This is a genomic window from Gluconacetobacter asukensis (genome assembly GCF_014174375.1).
GTDB lineage: Bacteria > Pseudomonadota > Alphaproteobacteria > Acetobacterales > Acetobacteraceae > Gluconacetobacter > Gluconacetobacter asukensis.
Window position 1 is genome coordinate 25,719 of record NZ_JABEQE010000012.1, and the last position, 25,330, is coordinate 51,048.

At 66.7% G+C, this 25,330-nt stretch carries 23 protein-coding genes; 14 read left to right on the forward strand and 9 right to left on the reverse strand.

Features of this window, described 5'->3' with window-relative positions:
• Positions 1-15: 15 nt before the first annotated feature.
• Positions 16-1,038 carry a type I glyceraldehyde-3-phosphate dehydrogenase gene (gene gap / locus HLH35_RS13635; RefSeq protein WP_182979662.1) on the forward strand — a complete coding sequence of 341 codons (1,023 nt, stop codon included), beginning with the start codon at positions 16-18 and terminating at the stop codon, positions 1,036-1,038.
• Complete coding sequence (locus tag HLH35_RS13640) at positions 1,038-2,261, forward strand: phosphoglycerate kinase (RefSeq protein WP_182979663.1); 1,224 nt, start codon at positions 1,038-1,040, stop codon at positions 2,259-2,261. The genes gap and HLH35_RS13640 overlap by 1 nt, the downstream gene beginning before the upstream one ends.
• A gap of 21 nt (positions 2,262-2,282) precedes the next feature.
• On the opposite strand, the gene ftsY is transcribed toward HLH35_RS13640, so the two are convergent.
• The 4 genes from ftsY to HLH35_RS13660 are packed head-to-tail and all read right to left on the reverse strand — an operon-like array spanning position 2,283 to position 5,764.
• The gene (ftsY, locus tag HLH35_RS13645; RefSeq protein ID WP_182979664.1) at positions 2,283-3,260 is read right to left on the reverse strand and encodes a signal recognition particle-docking protein FtsY; all 978 of its coding nucleotides are present in this window, start codon (positions 3,258-3,260) and stop codon (positions 2,283-2,285) included.
• A gap of 1 nt (position 3,261) precedes the next feature.
• A complete protein-coding gene (gene mtaB / locus HLH35_RS13650) occupies positions 3,262-4,509 on the reverse strand; it encodes a tRNA (N(6)-L-threonylcarbamoyladenosine(37)-C(2))-methylthiotransferase MtaB (protein ID WP_182979665.1) in 1,248 nt (415 codons plus the stop codon).
• Positions 4,506-5,330 carry a diaminopimelate epimerase gene (gene dapF / locus HLH35_RS13655; RefSeq protein ID WP_182979666.1) on the reverse strand — a complete coding sequence of 275 codons (825 nt, stop codon included), beginning with the start codon at positions 5,328-5,330 and terminating at the stop codon, positions 4,506-4,508. Before dapF ends, mtaB begins: the two co-directional genes overlap by 4 nt.
• A gap of 32 nt (positions 5,331-5,362) precedes the next feature.
• Positions 5,363-5,764, reverse strand: a complete 402-nt coding sequence (locus HLH35_RS13660) for a VOC family protein (protein ID WP_182979667.1) — start codon at positions 5,762-5,764, stop codon at positions 5,363-5,365.
• A 277-nt stretch (positions 5,765-6,041) separates the two neighbouring features.
• On the opposite strand from HLH35_RS13660, the gene HLH35_RS13665 reads away from it, so the two are divergent.
• Positions 6,042-7,901, forward strand: a complete 1,860-nt coding sequence (locus HLH35_RS13665) for a hypothetical protein (RefSeq protein WP_182979668.1) — start codon at positions 6,042-6,044, stop codon at positions 7,899-7,901.
• Between the two features lie 104 nt (positions 7,902-8,005).
• Positions 8,006-8,350, forward strand: coding sequence for a hypothetical protein (locus tag HLH35_RS13670; RefSeq protein WP_182979669.1), 345 nt, complete (start codon positions 8,006-8,008; stop codon positions 8,348-8,350).
• 10 nt (positions 8,351-8,360) lie between these two features.
• On the opposite strand, the gene HLH35_RS13675 is transcribed toward HLH35_RS13670, so the two are convergent.
• The gene (locus tag HLH35_RS13675; protein WP_182979670.1) at positions 8,361-9,155 is read right to left on the reverse strand and encodes an SDR family NAD(P)-dependent oxidoreductase; all 795 of its coding nucleotides are present in this window, start codon (positions 9,153-9,155) and stop codon (positions 8,361-8,363) included.
• 291 nt (positions 9,156-9,446) lie between these two features.
• Between HLH35_RS13675 and HLH35_RS13680 the strand changes: the two genes are divergently transcribed.
• The 10 genes from HLH35_RS13680 to HLH35_RS13725 all read left to right on the forward strand — a co-directional run bounded on the left by HLH35_RS13680 (position 9,447) and on the right by HLH35_RS13725 (position 19,744).
• A complete protein-coding gene (locus HLH35_RS13680; protein ID WP_182979671.1) occupies positions 9,447-9,674 on the forward strand; it encodes a hypothetical protein in 228 nt (75 codons plus the stop codon).
• Positions 9,675-9,893: 219 nt separating this feature from the next.
• The gene (locus HLH35_RS13685; protein ID WP_182979672.1) at positions 9,894-10,490 is read left to right on the forward strand and encodes an acetate uptake transporter; all 597 of its coding nucleotides are present in this window, start codon (positions 9,894-9,896) and stop codon (positions 10,488-10,490) included.
• A 127-nt stretch (positions 10,491-10,617) separates the two neighbouring features.
• Complete coding sequence (locus HLH35_RS13690) at positions 10,618-11,628, forward strand: dipeptidase (RefSeq protein WP_182979673.1); 1,011 nt, start codon at positions 10,618-10,620, stop codon at positions 11,626-11,628.
• 88 nt (positions 11,629-11,716) lie between these two features.
• Positions 11,717-13,015 (forward strand): adenosylhomocysteinase, encoded by a 1,299-nt coding sequence (gene ahcY / locus HLH35_RS13695; protein ID WP_182979674.1) that lies wholly within the window; start codon positions 11,717-11,719, stop codon positions 13,013-13,015.
• A gap of 63 nt (positions 13,016-13,078) precedes the next feature.
• Positions 13,079-13,477: a DUF3597 domain-containing protein gene (locus HLH35_RS13700; protein ID WP_182979675.1), complete on the forward strand. Its 399-nt coding sequence runs from the start codon at positions 13,079-13,081 to the stop codon at positions 13,475-13,477.
• Positions 13,478-13,531: 54 nt separating this feature from the next.
• Positions 13,532-14,053: a nucleoside deaminase gene (locus tag HLH35_RS13705; protein WP_182979676.1), complete on the forward strand. Its 522-nt coding sequence runs from the start codon at positions 13,532-13,534 to the stop codon at positions 14,051-14,053.
• Positions 14,054-14,146: 93 nt separating this feature from the next.
• Positions 14,147-15,232 (forward strand): CorA family divalent cation transporter, encoded by a 1,086-nt coding sequence (locus tag HLH35_RS13710; protein WP_182979677.1) that lies wholly within the window; start codon positions 14,147-14,149, stop codon positions 15,230-15,232.
• A gap of 61 nt (positions 15,233-15,293) precedes the next feature.
• Entirely contained in the window at positions 15,294-17,483 is a 2,190-nt protein-coding gene (locus tag HLH35_RS13715; RefSeq protein WP_182979678.1) for an amylo-alpha-1,6-glucosidase, read from the forward strand.
• Positions 17,484-17,762: 279 nt separating this feature from the next.
• Positions 17,763-19,121 carry a lytic transglycosylase domain-containing protein gene (locus HLH35_RS13720; protein WP_182979679.1) on the forward strand — a complete coding sequence of 453 codons (1,359 nt, stop codon included), beginning with the start codon at positions 17,763-17,765 and terminating at the stop codon, positions 19,119-19,121.
• 29 nt (positions 19,122-19,150) lie between these two features.
• Positions 19,151-19,744 (forward strand): peroxiredoxin, encoded by a 594-nt coding sequence (locus tag HLH35_RS13725; RefSeq protein ID WP_182979680.1) that lies wholly within the window; start codon positions 19,151-19,153, stop codon positions 19,742-19,744.
• Between the two features lie 13 nt (positions 19,745-19,757).
• Here the strand turns inward: HLH35_RS13725 and HLH35_RS13730 are convergent, their stop codons facing one another.
• From HLH35_RS13730 to HLH35_RS13745, 4 genes are all read right to left on the reverse strand, one after another.
• Positions 19,758-20,261 (reverse strand): hypothetical protein, encoded by a 504-nt coding sequence (locus HLH35_RS13730; RefSeq protein ID WP_182979681.1) that lies wholly within the window; start codon positions 20,259-20,261, stop codon positions 19,758-19,760.
• A gap of 74 nt (positions 20,262-20,335) precedes the next feature.
• A complete protein-coding gene (locus HLH35_RS13735) occupies positions 20,336-21,139 on the reverse strand; it encodes a L,D-transpeptidase (RefSeq protein WP_246385093.1) in 804 nt (267 codons plus the stop codon).
• A gap of 289 nt (positions 21,140-21,428) precedes the next feature.
• Entirely contained in the window at positions 21,429-23,846 is a 2,418-nt protein-coding gene (locus tag HLH35_RS13740; RefSeq protein WP_246385094.1) for an ABC transporter permease, read from the reverse strand.
• Positions 23,847-23,869: 23 nt separating this feature from the next.
• Positions 23,870-25,327, reverse strand: coding sequence for a TolC family outer membrane protein (locus HLH35_RS13745; RefSeq protein ID WP_338029355.1), 1,458 nt, complete (start codon positions 25,325-25,327; stop codon positions 23,870-23,872).
• Positions 25,328-25,330 lie beyond the last annotated feature (3 nt).

The following is a 25,330-nucleotide window of genomic DNA, read 5'->3' on the forward strand; positions in this document are numbered from 1 at the left end:
CGGGAGAGAAATAGAATGACTGTCAAAGTCGCAATCAATGGCTTCGGGCGCATCGGTCGCCTCGTTCTCCGCGGCATCATCGAAAGCGGGCGCACCGACGTCGTGCCCGTGGCGATCAACGATCTGGGCAGCGTGGCCGACAACGCCCACCTGCTGACCTATGACAGCATTCACGGCCGCTTCCCCGGCGAAGTCCGCGTCGAAGGCAACAATATCGTCATCACGGCCAACGGCCGCACCTATGCGCCTATCGCCGTCTCGGCCGAAGCCAATCCGACCAAGGTGCCCTTCGAGGGCGTGGACGTGGCAATGGAATGCACCGGCCGCTTCACGAACAAGGAGAAGGCCGCCCATCTGATCGAGGCCGGCGCGCGCAAGGTCATCATCTCCGCCCCCGCCAGCCACGTGGATGCCACCATCGTCTTCGGCGTGAACCAGGACACGCTGACCAGCGACATGACGGTGATCTCCAACGCCTCCTGCACCACCAACTGCCTGGCGCCGGTCGCCAAGGTGCTGGACGAGGCGTTCGGCATCGAGCGCGGCTACATGGTCACCATCCACTCCTACACCGGCGACCAGCGTACGGTGGACACGCTGCACAGCGACCCGCGCCGCGCCCGCGCGGCGGCGATGAACATCATCCCGACCTCGACCGGCGCCGCCCGCGCGGTCGGCCTGGTGCTGCCGCACCTCAAGGGCAAGCTGGACGGCACCGCCATCCGCGTGCCCACGCCCAACGTCTCGCTGGTGTCGCTCGATTTCGTGCCGACGCGCATCCCCGCCTCGGTCGAGGTGGTGAACGAGGCGATGCTGAAGGCGGCGTCCGAAGGGCCGCTGAAGGGCATCCTGGCCTATAACACCGCGCCGCTGGTCAGCTCCGACTTCAACCACTCCATCGCCTCCTCGACCTTCGACGCGACCGAAACCGCGCTGATCGACGGCGGCAAGCTGGTGCGGATCTGCAGCTGGTACGACAATGAGTGGGGCTTCTCGAACCGCATGTCCGACACGGCAGCGGTCTTCGGCGCGCTCTGATGGCCGCGCTGTCCTTCAAGACGCTGGACGCCTTGCAGCCCAAAGGGCGCAAGGTGCTCCTGCGCGCCGATCTGAACGTCCCGGTGCGCGACGGTCAGATCACCGACCTCACCCGTATCGAGCGCCTGGCGCCCACCATCCGCGAACTCGCGGACAAGGGCGCGCGGGTGATCGTGGTCAGCCATTTCGACCGTCCCAAGGGCCAGCGCGTGCCCGCCATGTCGCTGGAACCGATCGCGACCGCCCTGGGCACCATCCTGGGCCGTCCGGTGCGCTTCGCCGAGGACTGCATCGGCCCGGTGGCCGAACAGGCCGTGGCCAGCCTGCAGGACGGCGACGTGCTGGTGCTGGAGAACACGCGCTTCCACGCGGGCGAGGAAAAGAACGACCCCGAATTGTCGAAGGCGCTGGCCGCGCTGGCCGACGATTACGTCAATGACGCGTTCTCCGCCGCCCATCGCGCCCACGCCTCGACCGAAGGCGTAGCCCGCTTCCTGCCCTCCTTCGCCGGAAGGCTGATGGAAGCGGAGCTGAACGCCCTGAACGTCGCGCTGGAAAACCCGGTCCGCCCGGTCGGCGCGATCGTCGGCGGCGCCAAGATCTCGACCAAGCTGGACCTGATCGGCAACCTGCTGGACCGGGTGGATGTGCTGATCATCGGCGGCGCGATGGCCAACACCTTCCTGGCCGCCAAGGGCGTCGCCGTCGGCAAGTCGCTGCAGGAAGCCGACATGCACGACACGGCCCGCGCCATCATGGCAAAGGCCGCCGGCAAGGGCTGCGAGATCATCCTGCCCGTCGACGCGGTGACGGCCACGGAATTCCGTGCCGACCCGCCGACCAAGACGGTGCCGGTCGATGCCGTTCCCGCCGACGCGATGATCCTGGATGCGGGGCCGGAAACGGTGCGCCTGCTGACGGAAAAGATCGTCGGGCTGAAGACGCTGGTGTGGAACGGCCCGCTGGGCGCGTTCGAACTGCACCCGTTCGATACCGCCACCAACCTGGTCGCGGCCGAAGTGGCGCGGCGCACCCAGGCCGGCCAGCTGACCAGCGTGGCCGGCGGCGGCGACACCGTCTCGGCCCTGCGCCATGCCGGCGTGGCGGACGAGATGACCTACACCTCGACCGCCGGCGGCGCATTCCTGGAATGGCTTGAGGGCAAGACCCTTCCCGGCATCCAGGCGCTCAGCGAACTGTCCGAGCGGATTCTCCCGCTCTGATCATGGGGCGGCGGCCCGGCCTCAGGCCGGGTCGCCCTCGCCATCCTTCTTCTCTTCGCCTTCCGGCGAAGACAGCTTGATCGACGGCCCGACCAGCCCGTTGGCAAAGGCCTCGGCCGAGAACGGCCGCAGATCCTCGGCCTGCTCGCCCACACCCACCGCATGCACCGGCAGGCCGAACGTATCAGCCAGCGCGACGACAATGCCGCCGCGCGCCGAGCCGTCCAGCTTGGTCACGATCAGCCCGGTGACATTCACCAGTTCCTTGAACACCCGCACCTGCTCGATCGCGTTCTGGCCGGTCGTCGCGTCCAGCACCAGCAGCACCGAATGCGGCGCGGTTTCATCGAACTTGCGCATCACGCGGATGATCTTGGCCAGCTCCTCCATCAGCGCGCCCTTGTTGTGCAGGCGGCCGGCGGTATCGATCAGCAGCAGATCCGCGCCTTCGGCCCGCGCGCGCTTCAGCGCATCGAACGCCAGCCCGGCAGCATCGGCATTGGGCGGCCCGGAAATCACCGGCGCACCAACCCTGTCGCCCCAGACCTGAAGCTGTTCGACGGCGGCGGCGCGGAACGTATCCCCCGCCACCATCATCACCTTCAGCCCCTGCTCGCCATAGAAGCGCGCCATCTTGCCGATGGTCGTGGTCTTGCCGTTGCCGTTCACGCCGACCACCAGCGCCACATGCGGCTTCAGGGTCGGGTCGGGCACGAACGGCACCGCCACCGGCTCCAGGACCTGGGCAATCTCCGCCGCCAGCGCGGTGCGGATTTCCTCGTCCGTCACCTCGGTGCCGAAGCGCGAACTGCGGAAGGATTCGATCACCCGTGCCGCGACATTGGGGCCGAGATCCGCTGCGATCAGCAGATCCTCCAGTTCCTCCAGCGCGGCGTCGTCCAGCTTGCGGCGGGTAAAGACCGCGGCGATCCCGCCACCCAGTTTCTGGGTCGACCGGGACAGGCCCGCCTTCAGGCGGGAAAAGAAGCCAAGTGCCATGTCAGAGGATTTCCGCCACCAGACCGTTTTCGTCAACCGCCGTGGCCCGCACGGCCACGATGCGCCCGGCTTCGGCCTCGCCCGCCGCCAGGCGGACAGGCGCGAATTCCTCGGAATGCCCGCTGGTCGCGGTCTCCAGCAGCACGTTCAGCGTCCGCCCCAGCAGCCTGGTATGATAGGCCCGCGCCGCCTCCTGCCCCGCCGCGCGCAGCCGCGCCGCGCGCTCGCGCCGGGTCGCCACCGGCACGGCGGGCATCTTTGCCGCCGGCGTCCCCGGCCGCTCGCTATAGGGAAAGACATGCAGGTAGGGCAGCCCCTGCCCCCGCACGAAGTCCAGCGTCTCGTCGAACAATTCGTCGCTCTCGGTCGGAAAGCCCGCGATCACATCCGCGCCAATGCCCAGATCCGGCCGGCAGGCCCGCGCCCGCGCGATCACACCCGCCACATCGGCCACCAGATGCCGCCGCTTCATCCGCTTCAGCACCATGTCCGACCCGGCCTGCAGCGACAGATGCAGATAGGGCATGAAACGCCGCTCGCTTTCCAGCAGGCGCCACAGATCCTCGTCGATCTCCACCGGATCGACCGACGACAGGCGCAGCCGCTCCAGTTCCGGCACCAACACCAGCAGCCGGCGGCAGAGCTGCCCCAGCGCCGGCTGCCCCGGCAGGTCGCCACCCCACGAGGTAATATCCACCCCCGTCAGCACCACCTCGCGATAGCCCGAGGCGACCAGCGCGCGCACCTGCTCCACCACGGCGCCCACCGGCACCGAGCGCGACGGCCCCCGCCCGAACGGGATGATGCAGAAGGTGCAGCGATGGTCACACCCCTGCTGCACCTCGACGAAGGCGCGGGTCCGGCCGGCGAATTCCGTCACCAGATGCGGCACCGTCTCGGTCGCCGCCATGATGTCCGATACCGCGCGCCCTTCCCCCAGCGCCGCCGGGGTCCAGCTCGCGGCCTCCAGCTTCTCGCGATTGCCCAGCACGCGGGCCACGCCGGGCAGCGCCTCCCATCGGGCCGGGTCGATCTGCGCCGCGCAGCCGGTGACGACGATCCGCGCGTCCGGCCGGTCCCGATGCGCCCGGCGGATCGCCTGCCGCGCCTGGCGCTCGGCCTCGGCGGTCACGGCACAGGTATTGACGATGATCACATCGTCCAGCCCCGCCGCATGGCCGCGCATCACCTCGCTCTCATAGGTGTTCAGCCGGCAGCCGAAGGTCAGGATCTCGGGCGGCTTGCTCATGACGGATAGGCCTCGGGGTCGAAGGTCCCGACAAAACTGGTGGTCGCCGGCCCCGTCATCAGCACGTGCCCGTCCGCTTCCCGCCAGGTGATCGACAAGGCACCGCCATCCATTTCCACCCGGCAGGTGCGTTCCACCAGCCCGCGCCGCACGGCATTCACCACCGCCGCACAGGCGCCCGACCCGCAGGCCAGCGTCAGCCCGCTGCCCCGCTCCCACACGCGCAGCCGCATGGCCTCGCGTGAGAGGATCTGCGCAAAGCCGATATTGGCCCGTTCGGGAAACAGCGGATCATGTTCCAGCAGCGGCCCGGCCACGACCGGGTCGAGGTCCAGAATATCGGCCAGGAAGAAGGTGGCATGCGGATTGCCCATCGAGGCCGCCGCCGGATCGCCCGCCAGCGGCAGATGCAGCGTATCGACCGGCTCCGCCAGCGGCACATCGCGCCACTCCAGCGCCGGCGCGCCCATATCGACCGTCACCAGCCCGGTCTCACCCACCCAGGCCGGCAGCAGCCCGGCCCGGGTCTGCAACACGCTCTCCCGCCGCCCATCGCCCCGCCACAGCAGGTCGGCCACACAGCGCGACGCGTTGCCGCAGGCCCCGGACTCGCTGCCATCCGCATTGAAAAAGCGCACGAAAACATCCGCCCCATCGCGGCAGGCCGGGCGCAGCACCACAAACTGGTCGCACCCGATCCCGCGATGGCGGTCGGCCAGGGCGGCGATGCGTGCGGGCGTCAGCCCATGGCGCTCCACGCGCTCGTCCACCACGACGAAATCGTTGCCCAGACCGTGCATCTTGCTGAAGGGGATCATCATGCGCGCCTTATAGGCCACGCGCCCCGCTTATATCAAAGGAAACGACCGGGCGCGCCGCGCTGCAGCACCTCGATCCTGTACCCGTCCGGATCGACGACGAAGAAGAAGCGGCCAACCACCCGATCCTCCAGCGCCAGTTGCTTCACCGGCAGCGGCGACAGATCCTCGCTGACGAAACGGGCATGTTCGGCATCGACATCCTCGACCGACACCGCCAGATGCCCATACCCGTCCCCCAGTTCATAGGGCCGGTCGCGATCGTGATTGACCGTCAGTTCCAGCTCGAAGGTCTGCTCGGCGTTGGACAGATAGATCAGGGTGAACCCGTCGAACACCAGCCGGTCGGCCACGGTCAGGCCGAAGGCCCGCTCGTAGAAGGCCAGCGACGCCACCTCGTCCCGCACCCGGATCATGGAATGGATCAGCTTCGCCATCGTTTCGGGCTCCTTCCCCGCATGTCTTTCCATGCGCGACATATCGGCCCCGGCGGCATACGGTCCAGCCCGCATTTCCAGACAGGCTTCGGGTCTCCGATGCCGCCACCGGCCGCACGGAAACGGGATCTGACATCAATTAATTCTAAAAATGAATATATTACATTCAATAAATTTCATAATGAAACAAAACTAAAAGAATTTATTATTTACCTTTTCTGAGAAATCTTTTGACATACTCGCAGAAACTTCATCAGCCCTCTTGCGATTGTCCCGAATGCCATTGCCCTCCCTGCCCATAAAGCGGCCCTTCCCGCTGTTCCTGCTCTGCTGCTCCACGCTCGTACCGGCCGCCGCCCATGCCCAGGGCCAGGGGCCGGAGGAAGCCGAAGCGATCGAGGCGATGGAGAACCAGATCTCCCGCATCCAGGAGCAGCAGCTCGAATTGCAAAAGGACCTGATGGCGATGCGCCGCGAACTGGCGCAGCATCGGGCCCATCTGCACCTGGCCCACACGGCCACCGCGAACGAGTCCGTGACGCACGACCATCCCTCTTCCGGGCACGGCCCGGCGGGGTCGCGCCAACTGGCCCGCACGATCGGAAAACCCGCCCCCGGCCCGGCAAGCCATCCCCATCTCTATCCCGGCGAAGTCCCCACGCCCACGATCGGCGAAGACACGCCAACCTACGCCGCCGTGGTCCGCCACCGCGACGAAGACATGGTCAACCGCGTCGCCGACAATAATGTCGGCCCCCACCCGCGCGAAACCGCCGGCGCGCAGGCCGCCGGCGCGCTGGGCGATCACGGCGTGTTCCATGTCGGGCCGGTCACGGTCATCCTCGGCGGCTTCTTCGACACTTCGGCCGTTCTGGAAAATCGCCATATCGCATCGGGCACGTTCAATTACTGGACGGCCATGCCGTTCCCCCGCAGCGCCAATTATCACGAGAACAGCTTCGAAGGCAGCCCGCGCTACAGCCGGTTCTCGCTCATGGCCCGCGCCAATATCGATTCCCACACCACCGTGTCCGGCTTCGTCGAAACCGATTTCGGCGCCGGCGCGGAAACGACCAACCCGTACGAAAGCAATGCCTATGTGCCGCGCCTGCGCCAGGCCTATCTGAGCTATGACGACACGCAGGATGGCAATCACCTGCTGGTCGGCCAGGCCTGGAGCCTGCTGACCCCCGGCCGCGTCGGCATCGTCGCCCGGCAGGAAAGCCTGCCCGAGACCATCGAATCCTCCATGCTGGCCGGCCAGACCTGGACCCGGCAATGGCAGGCCCGCTTCGTCCACGACATGCTGCACCACCGGCTGTGGCTCGGCCTGTCGATCGAAAATCCCGCGACGATCTACGACACCACGGGCTTCGACAATGATAACGGCTCGGTCGCGCTGCCCAATGGCGGCACGGCCACCATCGGCGCCAACGGCACCGGCCTGACCGAATTCACCACCATTTATTCCGACGAAATCGCGCCCGACGTCATCGGCAAGGTCGCGTGGGACCCGGCCTGGGGCCATTACGAGGCCGAAGGAATCGTCCGCTTCCCCCATGATCGCGTCTTCGCGAACGGCACGGGCCACAACAACACAGCCATCGCCGGCGGCGGCGGCGCCTCGGCAGTGCTGCCGGTCATCCCCCACAGGGTCGAAATCCACCTGTCCGGGCTCGCGGGAGTCGGGGTCGGCCGCTACGGGTCGGTCCTGCTGCCGGACGTCACGCTGAATGCCCAGGGCAAGCCGAAACCCCTGCCCGATGCGCAGGCAACAGCAGGCATCGTCGCCCATCCGAATCAGCGAATCGACGTCTATGGCTATTACGGCATGCAGCGTTCGGGCCGGAGCTATTTCTCCTCCGGCGGCTCGGCCTACGGTTACGGCAACCCCATGTCTTCCAACGCGGGGTGCGAGGTGGAAATGTCGCCGCTGGCCTGCACGGCCAGCATCCGCTCGGTGCAGGAATTCACCGTCGGCGCCTGGTGGCGCTTCCTCCAGGGCCGGTATGGCACGGTCGAGGTCGGAACCCAGCTCGCCTATTCGCGCCTGCAGACCTGGAAAGGCATCGGCGGCGCCCCCTCCACCAGCGTCAGCCAGATCTTCTTCGATTTCCGCTACCTGCCCTTCCAGTAACACTGCCGGTTAACACTGCCGGTTGCGCCGGAGAGAAAAACGGAGGATGTTCCCGCCGACCGGACCACAGGACGCCGGACCACAGGACGAAGGAGGATACGGTCATGCAGGACAGAACACTGCGTATTCTGGCGGTATCCCTCTGCCTCGCCGCTACGGGCGCGCCGGCGCTGGCGCTCGCGCAGGAAGATGACGAGGCCAAGGGCCCGTCGATGCATCAGCTGGCCACCCGCCCGCCGGTGCCCAGCGCGCACAAGGATTTCAGCCAGTTCCATTTTCGCCCCGCCGGCGACAGGGTGGTCGAACAGTCCGACGCCAACCGCCTGCTGTTCTGGACGCCGCAGGGCACGCCGGACGGCTATGCCGAACGGCGCGGCAACGCGATCTTCTATTACGACCGCACCGGCAAGGCCGTGCGGGTGCAGGAACTGCCCGTCGAGGAAAACTGACGCGCCCCGCCTAGCCGCGCGCCTGCTGCCGCAGATAGTACCATCGGGTCAGATGCGACCACACGATCATGACCGGCAGGCACAGGCGCAGGAAAACCGGCGACCATAGGAACAGCGGGGGAAATATCCTGTCGATGAGCGACGGGAAATGCTCCTCCTTCCCGCCCCGCGCCGACCCCAGAATCCAGGCCGCCGCCCGCTCGGGCGCCAGCGGCCAGGACATGAAGTTCAGCAGCGACCCACCCTGCTCCATTTCCTCGCGGAACATGGCCGTATCCACGCTCCCGGGAAACACCGACGTGACACGGATGCGCCGGGGCCTGAGTTCCAGCGCCAGGGCCCGCGCGAAACCGCGCAACCCGAATTTCGACGCGGTATAGACGGCACTGCCCGCCAGCGGAAACACGCCCGCCATCGAATTGACGAACAGCACCCGCCCACCAGCCACGATGTTCGGCAGCACCTCATTGGTCAGCAGGATCACCCCGGTCAGATTGGTGTCCACCTGCCGCCGGACATCCTCGCCATCCAGGGTGCCAGCGGGCTGGGGAGAGATCGTGCCCGCACAGGAAATGAACAGGTCGATCGTCGGACACGCGTCACGAATGGCCCGCCCCGCCGCTGTGATCGAGCCCGCATCCATCAGGTCACAGCACACGGCCAGATCGGCCTCGATATCGGGCGGCATACCCGCGCGACGCGACAGGATGATGATCCGATAACCGTCCTGGCGCAGCCGGCGGCACAGAAACTGCCCGATTCCACCGGTCGCTCCGCTGACGATGACGGTTTTCTGACGGGACAATCCATTTTCCTGGGGCAAGGCAGCCGCTCTTCACGCTGTGATGGTCGGCCCGTGGCAGTCCTGCTTGCCACGGAATGACGGCCCGCCCGTATACCAGTTCCCCCCCGGCGGCGCGAGGGCCGCCGCCCACCCACCGGCGAGAGCATCCGTCGAAACCCGTTCTTTCCTTTTAATGTCACACTCTTTTAAAAATCGCTCCGACAGCCCGATCACATCCCCGATACCCGCTTGCAGGGCGACCCGGCACGCGCCACGTCATCTTCCGACATCCGTCGGATACAGGAGGCGGACATGCGGACCCTGCACAAACTGATACCGGTCGAGGCGATCGAACTGGTGGACCATCACGGCTCCCACGCCCTGCTGATCGCGCGCACCCATCTCGCCCAGGCGCGCGATGCCGGCGACGAGGTCCGTGCCGCACGCTGGCAGACCGTGAGCGAGGCCATCATCACGATCATCGAGGAACAGAAATGTAACGCCACGCCCCGGGAAAAACTGACGACGGAAGAAGGATAACGCCTGACCCGGTCCTGTCGCACCGACCATCGGTCGCAAGACCGGGGCCCCTCCCATACGATCATGAGTCCTGGAGGGATAACCGCCTTGTGACCGTGACCTATTCACCTAACATATATTTGTTATTGTTCCTTTCTATAAAAAAGACGAGAAAAATCCCAACGGTCACAGCGTTTCGGGCTGGTCGGACAGCCCCTGTGGCCGATGGAGTTTCCCGTCATGAAACCTCTCGCCAATCCAGCACCCCTCGGTCTCGCCGGCTTCGGGATGACGACTATCCTGCTCAATCTCTGCAATGCCGGTTTCCTGCCGCTCAATTCGTCGGTCCTGGCCATGGGGATCATCTTCGGCGGATGGGCCCAGATCCTGGCCGGGCTGCTTGAATATCCCAAGGGCAACACGTTCGGGCTGACGGCCTTCACGGCCTACGGCGCGTTCTGGATCTCCCTCGTCCTGCTCGTCATCCTGCCGAAATTCGGCCTGATCCCGGCGGCAACCGCCCCGGCCATGGGGGCCTATCTCGCGCTCTGGGGCGTTTTCACGGGCTTCATGTTCATCGGCACGCTGCGCGGCAACCGCGTGCTGCAGTTCGTGTTCTCCTCACTGACGCTCCTGTTCTTCCTGCTCGCGCTGGGCGAATGGACAGGCAATCTCATGATCACCCGCATCGCGGGATATGAGGGGCTGCTGTGCGGCGCCTCCGCCCTGTATCTCGCCATGGCGGAAGTGATCGAGGCCCAGTTCGGCCACCCCGTCCTGCCGGCTGGCCTTCCCGCCCCGCAGGCACCCCGGCACGTAACGGGCGTTCCCGCCTGAACGGTTCGCCGACTGTCCCTGCCTTGCGCCCTTCCGGGGGCAAGGGGCAGGGCCCTTTCCCCGAACGGGTCAACAGAGCAGGTGAGTCCCTTACGGACCGGCCGCTTCCGGCCTACACTGCCTCACCATGACCGACCGACCGCACAGCGCCCTGCTCACCGTCGATACGCATATCGACATCCCCTGGCCCGACCGGGGCGATTTCACGCAGGACACCGATTATCGCCATGTCGACCTGCCCAAGCTGCGCCGGGGCGGAATCGCCGCCGCCTGCCTGGTGGCCTATGTCGGACAGGGCGCCACCGACCCGGCTACCCACGCCGCCATCTCCCGCCAGGCCCTGGCGATGCTGGATGCGATCAACCGGGGGGTCGAAGGCGGTCCGGCACGGATCTGCCCCCTCGCGGCGGATATCGAGGCCGCGTTCCACGAGGACATCACCGCCATCGTCCCGGCGGTCGAGAACGGCTATGCGATGGGCGAGGATCTGTCGCTGCTGGCACAGTTCCGCGCGCGCGGCGCCCGCTACATGACACTGACGCATAACGGCCACAACGCGCTGGCCGATTCCGCCCGCCCGATGGCCGCGCTGAACGATCCCGAAATCCGCCATGGCGGCCTGTCCGGCCTGGGGCGCGAGGCCATCGCCGAAATGAACCGGCTGGGCCTGATGGTGGACATCTCCCACACCGCGCGCAGCACCATGATGCAGGCGGTGCGCCTGTCGCGCAGCCCGGTCCTGGCCACCCATTCCTGCGTCCGCGCACTCTGCGACCATCCGCGCAACCTGGATGACGAACAGCTCGACGCGCTGCGCGATTGCGATGGCGTGGTCCACATCACGGCCGTCGATGCCTTTCTCCGCCCGCGCGAGGTCCGGGCCCAGCGCCCGGTCAGCGTGGCCGATTATGTCGATCATATCGACTATGTGGCGGCCCGGATCGGCGTGCGCCATGTTGGTATCTCGTCCGATTTCGACGGCGGCGGCACCATCGAGGGCTGGCGCGACGCCGCCCAGAGCCGGTCACTGACGGCAGAGCTGCACCGTCGCGGCTACGACCACGACCAGATCGCCGCGATCTGGGGCGGCAATTTCCTGCGCGTGCTGCGCGCGGCCGAGGCCATCGCCACGGCCTGAGGGCTTCGGGGTCGGAGCCCGCGCTAGCCCTCGCGCGCCCGAGCGTCTATACCCGCCGGGATTCTGCATCAACCAAACAGGACCGAACATGACCGCCAGCACGGACTATAAGGTACGCGACATCGCTCTCGCGGAATGGGGCCGCAAGGAAATCGCGATCGCCGAGGGCGAAATGCCCGGCCTGATGGCTCTGCGCGAGGAATTCGGCGCCAGCCAGCCGCTGAAGGGCGCGCGCATCGCCGGCTGCCTGCACATGACGATCCAGACCGCCGTGCTGATCGAGACCCTGACCGCGCTGGGCGCCACGGTCCGCTGGTCCTCGTGCAACATCTTCTCGACCCAGGACCACGCCGCCGCCGCCATCGCCGCAACGGGCGTGCCGGTCTTCGCCTGGAAGGGCCTGACCGAGGAAGAGTTCTGGTGGTGCATCGAGCAGACCATCACCGGTCCGGACGGCTGGACGCCGAACATGATCCTCGACGATGGCGGCGACCTGACCGTGCTGATGCACGACAAGTATCCCGAGATGCTGAAGGACGTGCGCGGCCTGTCCGAGGAGACGACCACCGGCGTGCATCGCCTGTGGGAAATGGCCAAGAAGGGCACGCTGGCCGTGCCGGCCATCAACGTCAATGACAGCGTCACCAAGTCGAAGTTCGACAATCTGTACGGCTGCCGCGAAAGCCTGGTCGACGCGATCCGTCGCGGCACCGACGTCATGATGGCCGGCAAGGTCGCGGTCGTCGCCGGTTACGGCGATGTCGGCAAGGGCTCCGCCGCCTCGCTGCGCAATGCCGGCTGCCGCGTGCTGGTCACCGAGGTCGACCCGATCTGCGCCCTGCAGGCCGCCATGGAAGGCTACGAGGTCGTGACGATGGAAGCCGGCGCCCCGCGCGGCGACATCTTCGTCACCTGCACCGGCAATGTCGACATCATCACCGTCGACCACATGCGCGCGATGAAGCACCGCGCCATCGTCTGCAATATCGGGCATTTCGATTCCGAGATCCAGGTCGAGGCGCTGCGCAACTTCACCTGGGACAACATCAAGCCGCAGGTCGACGAGGTCGTGTTCCCCGACGGCAAGCGCCTGATCCTGCTGTCCGAGGGCCGTCTGGTGAACCTGGGCAACGCCACGGGCCACCCGTCCTTCGTCATGTCGGCGTCCTTCACCAACCAGACGCTGGCGCAGATCGAGCTGTGGACCGCCCCCGAGGGCAAGTACGAGCGTCAGGTCTACACCCTGCCCAAGCATCTCGACGAGAAGGTCGCGGCCCTGCACCTGGCCAAGGTCGGCGCCGAACTGTCGAAGATGTCGGCGAAACAGGCCGACTATATCGGCGTTCCGGTCAACGGGCCGTTCAAGAACGACCTGTACCGCTACTAAGGCGCAGCGCCGCCCGGGGATACCACGTGCCCCGGGCGGCCCCGCCGCAAGGAGAATCCGCGCATGAGCATCTTCGGCACCATCCTGTCCACGATCTTCGGCCATGCCGGAGCCGCCCCCCCGGCGGCCACTCCCGCCACCACGACACCGGCTACGCCCCCGGCGGGGCAGACCCCGGCACCGGTCGCGACCCCCGCGCCATCCGCCCCGGTGGATGTCGCCGCCATCCTGACCGACCTGGCCGCCAAGGCACCGCAGAAGCTCAACTGGCAGCAATCGATCGTCGATCTGATGAAGCTGCTGGGCCTGGACAATTCGCTGGCCGCGCGCAAGCAACTGGCTGAGGAACTGCATTATACCGGCGACACCAACGACAGCGCGTCGATGAATGTCTGGCTGCACCGGCAGGTTATGCAGAAACTGGCCGAAAATGGCGGCAAGGTCCCCGACGATCTGAAATGATCCACGGCACGGGGCAGCCCCGCCCCGTCCACGCTTTTCCGGCAGGGTACGACAATGCATGACGCCCCCTTCCCCCAGAACGCCACACCGATGGACCTCGACATGCTGCGCCAGGCCATCGCGCTGTCGGCGGAAGCCCGGGCAGCCGGCCGGCACCCGTTCGCAGCCCTCGTCGCCGATGCGGACGGGCGGGTGGTCAGCCAGGCCATCAACAATTCCATGCCGCCCGAGGGCGATCCGACCCAGCATGCCGAACTGCAGGCGGTGGCCGAGGCCGCCCGCATCCTCCCGCCCGAAACCCTGGCCGACTGCACGCTCTATACCAGCGCCGAACCCTGCTGCATGTGCGCAGGGGCCGTCTACTGGACCAACATCCGCCGCGTGGTGTACGGATTGTCGGAACACGCCCTGCTGGGCCTGACAGGCGCGCACCCGGAAAACCCCACCTTCTCCCTGCCCTGCCGCGAGGTCTTCGCGCGCGGACAGCACATGGTCACGGTTCTGGGCCCCCTGCTGGAGGACGAGGCCGCCGGGCCGCATCTCGGCTTCTGGTGCGACGCCACGCCGGCCGGCTGAACCCGCCGTCCCTCATCGGCACGCGTGGGATTGCAACGAACGGGCACCCATGCCAAGTGTGCGCTTGAATTCCGAGCGGTCCCGGATATCACGATGCCCGATACGATAGCCCAGACCGAAATGTCCCTTGCCGATACGCCGCAGAGCGATGCGGCGGATGGCCTGGTCTGGGCGGTCTCGTGCATACCCGGCCAACGGCCGGTCCAGCTCTCGCCCCAGCAGGCGGCCGAGTATCTCAACAGCCGCCCCGCGCATTCCGACGATGCCGAGGCGCTCCCCACCACGGCCGAGGAGCGGCCCGCCGGCTGGGTCTGGCTCCATTACGACGTGGTGCATACCGCCAGCCGGGCTCGGGTCGAGGCGATCGCCTGCCTGCCCGAGGAAGCCCGCACCACCCTGTCCGGCACCGACCGGGGCACAAGGCTCGAAGCCGAAGGCGACATCGTCTACGGCGCCCTGCCCGGCTTCGACGACGGCATGACCGACGACGATACCAGCGTCTCGGCCTGGCGTTTCGCGGTGCTGCCCGACCTGCTGATCACCACCCGTCGCCACCCGGTGCCCGCGCTGGGCGCCGCCTATCGCTGGCTGCAGCGTGATGAGGTCCCGCGCACCCCGGCCGAAATCGTGGACCGGACGCTGCTGGAATTCGCCGACAGCGTGCGGCGCAACATCGCCATGCTGGACGACCAGCTCGACCGGGCCGAGGACCTGCTGCTGACCCTGGACCAGCATACCGATTTCGGCCGCATCAGCGGCCTGATCGGCAAGGTGCGGCGCCGTTCGACCGAACTGCGCCGCGTGATCTCGCCGGTGGACCGGATCTTCCATAACGAGGATCTGGAACTGCCGGACTGGGCCGAGGACGATATCCGCGACCGCTCGCAGCGCCAGATCCACGCGTCGCTGGACGATCTGATGGCATTGCAGGATCGCGCGCGATCGTTGCAGGATGAGCTGGCCTCGGGCCAGGCGGAAGAAACCAACCGGCGCCTGTACACGGTTTCGGTCCTGACCACCCTGATGCTGCCGGCGACCTTCGTGACCGGATTCTTCGGCATGAATACCGGCGGCATGTTCCTGGCCACCGGCCCTCTGGGCACCGTCGAAGCCGGCGGCGTATGCTTTCTGTTCATGGTCATCGCCTGGCTGCTACTGAAATTCACCAAGCTGCTCTGATCCGTCCGCCGCCGGACCCCGATAATCAATTCACGCGCCAATTCAAGCGAAGGACCCCGTCATGGACAGCCAAGCCGAAACCCAGACGCACGCCGGGGACCTGGACGGCTTCCCCGTCGCCGCGAAATCCCTGCTGTCGGAACGCCGCCTCCATACGCTCAAGCAGGGCGACATGTTCGGGGTCTTCGATCAGACAGGCGATATCCTGTACGGCGACGGCATCGCGGACGGGCTGTATTTCCACGACACACGCTACCTGTCCGGCCTGTCCATGAGCCTCCAGGGCACCCGGCCCATCCTGCTGTCCTCGACGGTGCGCGAGAACAACGTGATGCTGTCGGTCGACCTGACCAACACCGACATCGAAGGCCCCGAGGGGCAGCGCATGATCCACGACCTGCTGCATGTGCGGCGGTCGCGCTTCCTGTGGAACCGGGTCTGCTACGAACGGGTCGAGATCCGCAATTTCGATGTCGAGCCCCGTACCGCGGTGCTCGACATCCGCTTCCTGGCCGATTTCGCCGACCTGTTCGAGGCACGCGGTTCCACCCGCCCCCGCCGCGGCACGATGCGCGCGCCCGAAATCAGCGATGCCGAGGTGAAATTGTCCTATGACGGGCTGGACGCCCGCCGGCGCACCACCCAGCTGCGCTTCTGGCCGCCGCCGGCCGAGCTGACGGCCCAGCATGCCGCCTACCGCTTCGATCTGCCGCCGGGCCAGCGGGTGCTGATCCATTACGAGGTCGAATGCGACCCCACCGAACAACACGACACCCAGCCGAACCGCCGCTTCCTGCGCGGCGCGGTCGAGGCGCGGCGGGCGCTGCGCCTGTCCTCCTCGCGTGCGGCGGCGATCGCGACCTCGAACGAGATTTTCAACGAGGCCATCCGCCGCTGCGTCTGCGACATCTACATGCTGCTGACGGACAAGAAGACCGGCCCCTACCCCTATGCCGGCGTCCCCTGGTTCAGCACCGCCTTCGGCCGAGACGCGCTGATTACCGCCATGCTGACCCTGTGGCTGGACCCCGAGATCGCGCGCGGGGTGCTGGCCTATCTGGCCCGCCACCAGGCCCAGACCGAAGACCCGGTCGCCGATGCCGAGCCAGGCAAAATCCTGCATGAGGTCCGCCACGGCGAAATGGCCGAACTGGGCGAGGTCCCGTTCCGCCATTATTACGGCTCGATCGATTCCACGCCGCTGTTCGTCATGCTGGCGGGCCAGTATCTAGAGCGCACCGGCGACGTGGCGCTGATGACCACGATCTGGCCGAACATCGAACGCGCCGTCGAATGGATCGACCGCTATGGCGATCGCGACGGCGATGGATTCGTCGAATATGGCCGCCGCAACAAGGACGGGCTGATCAACCAGGGCTGGAAAGACAGTTACGACAGCATCTTCCACGCCGACGGCACCCTGGCCGAAGGGCCGATCGCACTGTGCGAGGTCCAGGCCTATGTCTATGCCGCGCGCCGCGCCGCCGCGACCATCGGCCGCCGCCTGGGCAGGACCGCTTATGCCGACCGGCAGGACCACCTGGCCGAAACATTGCGCGTCGCCTTCAACGCCCGGTTCTGGATCGAGGAACTGGGCACCTTCGCCCTGGCGCTGGACGGCCACAAGAAGCCCTGCCGCGTCCGCTCGTCCAATGCGGGCCATATCCTGCTGACCGACATCGCGACGCCGGACCGCGTGCCCCGGCTGGTCGCGGGGCTGATGCACCGGTCGTCCTTCTCGGGCTGGGGCATCCGCACCATCCCCGAGGGCGAGGCCCGCTACAATCCCATGGCCTATCACAACGGCTCGGTCTGGCCGCACGACAACGCCCTGATCGGTCTGGGCCTGGCCCACCACGGCTATCGCGACGAGGCCGCGCGCCTGTTCCGGGGCATGTTCGACGCCGCGTTCCATACCGACCTGCGGCGCCTGCCGGAACTGTTCTGCGGCTTCACCCGCAACCGTGCGGAAGGGCCGGTGCGCTACCCGGTCGCCTGTTCGCCGCAGGCCTGGGCGGCGGCGACGCTGCCGGCGCTAATCCAGTCCACCCTGGGGCTGAGCTTCGATCCGGCAGCGGTCGCAGTGCATTTCCAGCGCCCGCGCCTGCCCGATTTCCTGGACCAGATGACGCTGTACAATCTGGAAGTCGGCGGCGACAAGGTGACGGTGCGCCTGGTGCGCGTGGAGGACGAAGTCGCCATCAACGTCGTCCAGCGCACCCAGTCCATCCAGGTCCAGATCACCAACTGACAACCACCCACGACGCCGCGCCCGCACCCTGCGGGCGCAATCGCTGCGACAGCGTGATCATGTTGCAAGGAAGTACGTCGTTCTATAAAGATTTACGGCAGATTCCTCCTCTCTGACCTGAACTTCCGCCCAGGACCGGGATGCGATCATGATGCCGAAGGCCAATCCGACGTACGAAACCGGGCCGGGTCCCTACTTTCGCCATAATCGGCGCCAAATTTCTGCCTTTGCCCCGGCGCCTCCCTCACGGGTCGGGCGCCCGTCCCGGATGAACGCCCGATGACCCGACAGAAGCAGGCCCGCCCCCCTCGTCCGTCCCGGCGCAGGACGGAGCGCGCATGCGATCTGCCGCAATCGCCCCCCGGCCGGATTACGGCCCGCGTCGCCGGCGCGGTCGGGCTGGCCAGCCTGCTGGCAGCCTGCGCCACCGAGCCCGGCCAGCACGCCCCGGTCATGCAGGAAGCCGCGGAATACCGGGCCCACGCCAAATCCTTCTACGCCCCGCCAGGCCCGCCCGACGATCCCTGGGGCCCCTATATCATGGAAGCCTCGAAGCGATTCGACGTGCCCGATACGTGGATTCGCTCGGTCATGCAGCGCGAATCCGGCGGCCAGCTCTTCCGCAACGGTCAGTTCGTCACCTCGGCTCCGGGCGCGATGGGCCTGATGCAGCTCATGCCGCCGACCTATGACGAAATGAAGGGCGAATACGGGCTCGGCGACGATCCGTTCAACCCCCGCGACAACATCATGGCCGGCACCGCCTATATCCGGCAGATGTACGATATCTACGGCTCCCCCGGCTTCCTGGCCGCCTACAATACGGGGCCCGGACGGCTGGACGATTTCCTGCTGCACAACCGGTCGCTGCCCCGCGAGACCCGCAATTACGTCGCCGCGATCGGGCCGCAGATCGCCGGCATCACCCCCAATGTCCGCTCGCAGACCGACCTGATGGTCGAAGCCCATGACGTCGCGCGCGGACGCGTCTACGCCGCCGCGCAGAGCAGCACCGAAACCCGTTCCGTGCGGGCGGCCTGGGCCCACCGCACCGACCATCAGGACAGCAACGACAGCCAGCCGATCCAGGTGGCCGAAGCCCCGGCGGAAGCCAGTCCCACCCCGGCACCGGCCTATACGGCATGGAAGAATGTCGCCCCCGCCGGCCAGGGCACGTCGGCCGACGCGGTCCGCGCCGCCTGGGCCGCCCGGGCACGACCGGACGACGCCGACAGCACCCGGCCTTCAGCACCCGTCGCCATCGCATCCGCGGCCCCGCCTCCACCATCCGCGCCGGCAGCCGGCCACGGCTTCCAGCTCGTTCCCCCTGCCATGGCGGAGCCCGCGCCCTTACTGCGACGCGGCAGCCTCGCCCCGGCCCAGCATGATTGGGCAATCCAGGTGGGGGCCTTCGGCACGGCATCGCTGGCATCGCAGGCGGCCGGCCATGCGCGCAGCCGCGCCGCCGCCGTGCTGGGCAGCGCCCACCCGCTGGTCGCCGGCGTGCATGCCCCCCATGGCATGCTCTATCGGGCCCGGCTGACCGGCCTGTCGCATGATGCGGCGGTCGAGGCCTGCCATCGCCTGTCGACGGGATCGGACAATTGCGTCATCATTTCACCTGACTCGCGGTCCTGATCGCGCGCTTCCGGTCGAAAGGTTCGCCAATGCTCCGTTCCAATATCCTTCGTCGCTTCACCAGGCTGAGCATGGTGCTGCCCGTAGCCGCGACCCTGGCGGGGGTGACGCTGGTTTCCTTCTCATCGGCCCGGGCGGCACTGCCGCTGGGCAGCACGGCACCCTTGTTCGACGCACCGGCCAGCCTGGGCGGCAAGCAGTTCAGCTTCTCGCTGGCCGAGGCCCTGCACAAGGGGCCGGTGGTCCTGTATTTCTACCCGGCAGCCTTCACGCGCGGCTGCACGATCGAAGCCCATGATTTCGCCGACGCGATGGACCAGTTCAAGGCGCTGGGCGCCACGGTCATCGGCGTGTCGATGGACAAGATCGAAACGCTGGACCGCTTTTCGGTCAGCGAGTGCCGCAGCCGCTTCCCCGTCGCATCCGACCCGGCAGGCAAGATCGCCAGCTCCTACGATTCAAGGATGCCATTGCTGCACTACGCCAACCGGACCTCATACGTGATCGCCCCGGACGGCCATATTCTCTATGCCTACAGCGCCATGGCGCCCGAAGGCCATATCAGCGGCACCCTCGCCGCCCTGCGCGCCTGGAAATCAGTCGCGACACCCGCCCAGCACTGACCCCGGCAGGCGCTCAGGGGACCGACTTCGCCGTCCCCAGCGCCGCCAGGCACCGATCCCGCACCCCACGCAACCCCTCGTCACGCACCCCGCGCAGGGCGGCACGGGTGCGCCGGACATATCCTTTCAGGTCCGGCACTTCATCATGCATGAAAGGATGGGCGCAGACCCGGGCCGGGTCCAGCGCCGGCGTCGCGGCATCCAGCAGCGGCAGGACCAGGCGCGGCTTTTGCGGCAGCGCCAGGGCCAGCGCCGCCGCCACTGCCGGGCCGCTGTCGGAATCCAGCCCCGGCCCCATGGCCGGCACCAGCGCCAGCCAGGCCGGATCGGCCGCCGCGATTCCATCGGTCACCGTATCGAACGTATCGGCGTCATCCAGCGCCCCCAGCGCCTGCGCCGCCCCATCCGCCTGGATCGCCGCCGCGACACTGGCGGGAGTCGGCGCCCCCTGAGCCGCCGATGCCGCCCGGGCTGGAGAAAGCACCAGCAAGGCCGGCAGGGCAAGGCAAGGGAACAATCCGGATTTTCTCATCACATGATCATGAGCGAAGCCGGACGCTTTGAAAAGCAATACGCAGCGGACGGATGCCGTCAGGTCATGCCCTCGCCGGGCGAGGAATCCACCACCACCATCGCATCCCCCGCGATCGGCGAGGGCGTGCGGTCATGCGGCAGCAGGGCACGGAAGCGGCCATCATAGCTGGCCGCCTGCTCATATTGCGCGTCCAGCAACCCATGACGATCCATGAACCGGTTCAGCGCCGCCGGAATGCGCACACAGCCCTCCGAGGCCGGACGACCCAGCCGCGCCTCCAGAAAATCCGGGTCGGTGGCATGGATTTCCAGCCGGATCTGCCCCTGCTCGCGGTCGGACCGCCAGCCCTTCACAGCCCACTGCCAGCCCATGTCCCACACCCGCATCCCCCGCGCGCCCAGGCCGCGAATACCATGCTCATTGCGCGTGCCCTCGGCACGATAGCCCAGCCGGTCGGGCGAATTGATGAACACGCCCGTCGGGGTCAGGTAATAATATTTGCGCCCGGCCTGCCCGGTCGAAACCCGGGTCCCGCCCAGCACCAGCCATTCCTCATTGTCCGGCAACGCCAGCACGAAGCACACACGCTGCACCCGCGGATTGCGATCGACCACCATCAGCACCTGCGCGCGGTCGATCGTGATATTGGCGCGGGCCAGTTGCGCATGCGCCAACATGATCCAGCGGGCCGCATCCTCGGGCGAGGCCACCTGAAAATGCGGCACCTCACGCTGCATGGCCTGGAGCAGATGGCGGGCCTCGCTCCTGGCGGCATCGTCATCCAGCGCCGGCAATGGCGGAATATCAAGGGCAGGACTGGCCTGATCGGCAGACGCCCCCACCGGCGCTGGCGGAGGCATCACGGCCTCCGGAAGCAGCGGCATCGGATCGGCCCAAGCGGCATCGGCTACAGACAGAAGGAAAAGGAACGCCAGAGCACCGGCTCCCATCCCCGGAACCGCCGCCGGAAAAACTGTCCGCATGCTCCCCTCTCCGCCACGGCCACCGATCCCAACCGCCACAGGTCTAGACGCAAGGGCCACCCCGCCGTTCCCTCCCGAAGGTAGGAGAATGACGGATCGGCGCCCGATAGCGGTCAGTTTTTCCAAATCATATCAAGCGCGCCCCTTGTCCGCCATGCAGTTCCCCCTATCCTGCCCTCAGCGAGGAAGCCGGCGGATCGGCCGCCGCCTTGGCGGATTGTCCAATCACGGTCAGCAGCGCGATCAGCGCCGCGCCGCCCGCCGCAATCACGAACGGCCACGGTGTCAGCGCAATCCGCTGATCGAACCCCGACAGCCACCGGCTCATGAACACCCACGCGACCGGCCACGCGATCAGGTTCGCGATCAGCACGGGCCGGAGAAACTGACCGGCCAGCAGGGCCAGGACCTGGCGACGATCCGCCCCCAGCACCTTGCGCACCCCGATCTCATGCCGGCGGCGCGACACGTTGAACGACGACAGGCCGAACAGCCCCAGGCATGCAATACCGATTGCAACAGCGGAGCCAATGCCGAACAGCGCACCATAATTCTGGTCGCTGCGAAAATCGTCGGCAAAAATATCGCTTACACCCTGGGCCGAGAACGGAATATCCGGCGCGATACTCGCCCAGGCCGACCGCAGACGCGCCATTTCCTCAGCCTGCGACGCCCCCTCATAACGGATGATCGCGCCTGCCTCGTCAAACGATCCCGAGCGGCCGTAATACAGCAATGGACGCATCGGCTCGTGCGCGCCGCCGAACCGGATGTCGTCGATCACCCCGATGATGCGATAGGTTTGCGCGACACCATCTTCCCGCAATTCATGCCCCACCGCCGCCTCCGGCGACGCAAAGCCGAACCGTTCCGCCGTCAGGCGCGAAATGACGATGCTGGTACCCGCCACCTCCTTCTCCCGGGCGACGTGATAATCATTACCCTGATGCGCGTCGAACAGGCGTCCCGCGACCAGCCTCGCCCCGATCGCCTCGAAATATCCGGGCGTGGCATAGCCCCACCAGACGGAGATCAGACTATCGCCACCCGGAGGGCGAAAATTGTCGCTGTCGATGGTATGGTGAGGATACATGTCCGATCGCGTGGCGATCCGTACCCCCGGCACCTCGCCCAGCCGGCGCACAATCTCATCCTGCCGCGCCGCCAGGCTGGAGTTCGCCAGCGCATCGATGACGATCACGCCCTCCTTGCTGATTCCGCGATCGAGCACGCGAACGAACGCCGCCTGATCGGTCATCACGATCGTGCAGACCGCCAGCACGATGGCAAAACCGAATTGCAGCACCACAAGCACGCTGCGCAGCGCACTCTCGATCCGCCCGCCCGCCGGCATCCGGCTCGCCGCCAGCACAGAAGCCGGACGGAACGACGACAGGACCAGCGCGGGATAGATCCCGGCAACGATCCCCACCACCAGCACGACCAGCACCGACACCGGCAGCACGAAGCCCCAGTCGAAGGCGACATTCCATCCGCCCAGCATGTTGACCCACCGCAGCGAGAGTTCCGTCAGCGCCAGCCCGACCAGCACCGACACCCCGACCAGCATGATCGCATCGCCCATGAAGCGCACGATCAGCGCCGGACGGGTCGCCCCCAGCACCTTGCGCATCGCAACCTCACGCGCCCGCAGCCCCGATCGCGCGGTGGCGAGATTGACGTAATTCACGATCGCGGTCGCCAGCGCCGCCAACCCGACCAGCCCGAGGATATCGATCAGCCGGCGGCTGGCCCCTCCCTCGCCGATCGACGCATTATGGAAATGCACCGCGCGCAGCGGCACCAGCATCAACCCGCCATCGCCATATGTAAAACGGATCAGGCTCTCCTTCCAGTTTCCCGGATGCCGATACGGAAATCCGCGCAATCCGGCGACGATGCGCGGCACGGCCCGGGCATCGTCAATCCTTACCCACACATGCCCCCACAGGCTCCCCCAGTTGCGAAATGGCCATTTATCCATCCAGGAACTGGGAAAAACGGTGATGATCCTGAAGTCGCCGGTGGAATTGGGCGGCGGGTCGGCCACAATGGCCGACACCACATTATCGTCACCGCTATTGTCGATCCGCAGCCGGCGGCCGACCGCATGGACGGTGCCGAAATACTTCCGCGCCATCGTGGCCGACAGCACCACCTTGCCGGGTCCATCGAGCGCCGTCGCCTTGTTTCCTTCCAGAAGGGGCAGGTCGAAGACGGAGAAAAAATTCCGGTCGGTCAGTGTTACCACGTCGCGTCCCAGCACCTCTCCGGCCCGTACGGGCACCGGATTTTCGAAAACGCGAACCGCCTGGCTGATTTCGGGAAAATCCTGCTCCATGAAAGGAACGGGCACGAAACTGATATAACTCGATTGATAGGGCGCCCGCCCGGCCGGGCGAAAATCATCATCGACCTGATAGATATGCGACGCACCGGGCAGGTAGCTGTCATACCCGTATTCGTACCGCACGATCAGCATCATCATCAGGAAGACGGCAACCCCCAGCCCCAGCCCAAGCAGGTTGATCGCACCATAAGGCCCATGCCGGGGCAGGATTCTGAAACCGGACGCAAACATCATTCGCCCTCCCGTATCTGCCATCTCTACCAGCCCGCCCGGTCAAGGGCGGCAATCGGCGTCTGCAGCGGCTCCCACCCTCTGGTCCGCGCGCGATGCAACGCGGCCTCGCTGTCATAATGCTGGGTGCCCGGCAGCAAATCGCGGGCCTGCAACCGCCCGATCGAGGCCAGCAGCTTCGCTTCCGCGACGATCGTGTCATGGCGGCTGCCCGCCAGATCCACCTGAGCGGCGCGCAAATTCTGGTCGGCATACAGCACGTCGGTGGTGCTGCGCAGCCCATAGCCATATTCGACCTGATAACCCTTCAGCGTCGTCTCGCCCGATTGCACTTCCGCCAGGCTGGCCTGGATCGCCTGCTGGCCGTTCTCGACCGCCCGCCAGTTGGTCACCACGTCCTGCAACGCCGCCCGCCGGGCCTGCTCCAGATTCTGCCGGGCCTGCTCGTCCTTGTCGCGCGCCTGCCGGATCTGCGAATTATACAGGTCACCATTATAAAGCGGCTGCACCAGCGACACGGTGCCGCTGACCTGTTCCGAATATTCATGCCCCCGAAACGGCGCCGCCGGCCCCACGGTGCCAAACAGCCCCTGCACCTGAATCTGCGGCCCCCATTGCGACCGCGCGGTATCGATATCGGCCTCGGTGGCCGATTTCATCTCGCGCGTCTGCGCCAGTTGGGGATTGGCCGCAATCGCCTGCCGCACAGCCTGCTCGATCGAGGGCGGCAGGCCCGGCAACCCGTCCGGCATGGTCAGTTGCGCCGGCATGACACCGATGACGGCCCGGAAATTCGCCTCCGACGCCGCCAGCGTCGCCCGCGCCTGCGTCAAGGCCACCTCGGCCGAACGGCGGCGCGTCTCGGCCTGCTCCACATCGGTGCGCGTCACCTGCTCGCCCGGCGCGCCGCCCAGAGTGTAGCGCGAGGTGATCAGCCGCACCTGCCGCACCAGCATCTCCAGATCGGCCACGCGCACATCCAGCACGTATCGGTCGCGCAGCACATCCATGTAGGCGCTGATGGCACTGGTGAAGACCTGCGATTCGGTCAGCCGCACCGCCTGCCCCTCGGCCCGCGACCGCGCATCCGCCGCCCGCACCTGGTTGGCGACATGGCCGAACGAATACAGCGTCTGCTTGGCCGAGACATATCCTTCCGCATAATTCGACGTGAAGGTCCCCAGCGCAAAGGCGCTGGTATAGGGCCCCTGCTGGTAGTTCGCATCCATGTTGACCGACACGGTCGGCCGCCAGCCACTGCGCGCCTGCGCCGAATTCTCGGTCACGGCCCGCTGGTTCGCCTGCTCGCCCAGCAATGTCGGATTGCCGCGATAGGCCAGCGCCAGCGATTCCTGAAGCGTCTGCGCGGCGGCGGGCGACACGGCGGCAAGCGAAAGCCCAAACGCCGCTGAAAGCCTGGCCGAAAACGCGCGTCGGATGACCGCCCGCGCATATTTTCGGTCAGGTTCTGAAAGAATACGCACGGC

Excerpts from the sequence above, each read along its gene's own strand:
- gap (WP_182979662.1), top strand. The coding sequence starts at position 16 with ATGACTGTCAAAGTCGCAATCAATGGCTTCGGGCGCATCGGTCGCCTC.
- HLH35_RS13640 (WP_182979663.1), top strand. The coding sequence starts at position 1,038 with ATGGCCGCGCTGTCCTTCAAGACGCTGGACGCCTTGCAGCCCAAAGGG.
- ftsY (WP_182979664.1), bottom strand. The coding sequence starts at position 3,260 with ATGGCACTTGGCTTCTTTTCCCGCCTGAAGGCGGGCCTGTCCCGGTCG.
- mtaB (WP_182979665.1), bottom strand. The coding sequence starts at position 4,509 with ATGAGCAAGCCGCCCGAGATCCTGACCTTCGGCTGCCGGCTGAACACC.
- dapF (WP_182979666.1), bottom strand. The coding sequence starts at position 5,330 with ATGATGATCCCCTTCAGCAAGATGCACGGTCTGGGCAACGATTTCGTC.
- HLH35_RS13660 (WP_182979667.1), bottom strand. The coding sequence starts at position 5,764 with ATGGCGAAGCTGATCCATTCCATGATCCGGGTGCGGGACGAGGTGGCG.
- HLH35_RS13665 (WP_182979668.1), top strand. The coding sequence starts at position 6,042 with ATGCCATTGCCCTCCCTGCCCATAAAGCGGCCCTTCCCGCTGTTCCTG.
- HLH35_RS13670 (WP_182979669.1), top strand. The coding sequence starts at position 8,006 with ATGCAGGACAGAACACTGCGTATTCTGGCGGTATCCCTCTGCCTCGCC.
- HLH35_RS13680 (WP_182979671.1), top strand. The coding sequence starts at position 9,447 with ATGCGGACCCTGCACAAACTGATACCGGTCGAGGCGATCGAACTGGTG.
- HLH35_RS13685 (WP_182979672.1), top strand. The coding sequence starts at position 9,894 with ATGAAACCTCTCGCCAATCCAGCACCCCTCGGTCTCGCCGGCTTCGGG.
- HLH35_RS13690 (WP_182979673.1), top strand. The coding sequence starts at position 10,618 with ATGACCGACCGACCGCACAGCGCCCTGCTCACCGTCGATACGCATATC.
- ahcY (WP_182979674.1), top strand. The coding sequence starts at position 11,717 with ATGACCGCCAGCACGGACTATAAGGTACGCGACATCGCTCTCGCGGAA.
- HLH35_RS13700 (WP_182979675.1), top strand. The coding sequence starts at position 13,079 with ATGAGCATCTTCGGCACCATCCTGTCCACGATCTTCGGCCATGCCGGA.
- HLH35_RS13705 (WP_182979676.1), top strand. The coding sequence starts at position 13,532 with ATGCATGACGCCCCCTTCCCCCAGAACGCCACACCGATGGACCTCGAC.
- HLH35_RS13710 (WP_182979677.1), top strand. The coding sequence starts at position 14,147 with ATGCCCGATACGATAGCCCAGACCGAAATGTCCCTTGCCGATACGCCG.
- HLH35_RS13715 (WP_182979678.1), top strand. The coding sequence starts at position 15,294 with ATGGACAGCCAAGCCGAAACCCAGACGCACGCCGGGGACCTGGACGGC.
- HLH35_RS13720 (WP_182979679.1), top strand. The coding sequence starts at position 17,763 with ATGACCCGACAGAAGCAGGCCCGCCCCCCTCGTCCGTCCCGGCGCAGG.
- HLH35_RS13725 (WP_182979680.1), top strand. The coding sequence starts at position 19,151 with ATGCTCCGTTCCAATATCCTTCGTCGCTTCACCAGGCTGAGCATGGTG.
- HLH35_RS13735 (WP_246385093.1), bottom strand. The coding sequence starts at position 21,139 with ATGCCTCCGCCAGCGCCGGTGGGGGCGTCTGCCGATCAGGCCAGTCCT.
- HLH35_RS13740 (WP_246385094.1), bottom strand. The coding sequence starts at position 23,846 with ATGATGTTTGCGTCCGGTTTCAGAATCCTGCCCCGGCATGGGCCTTAT.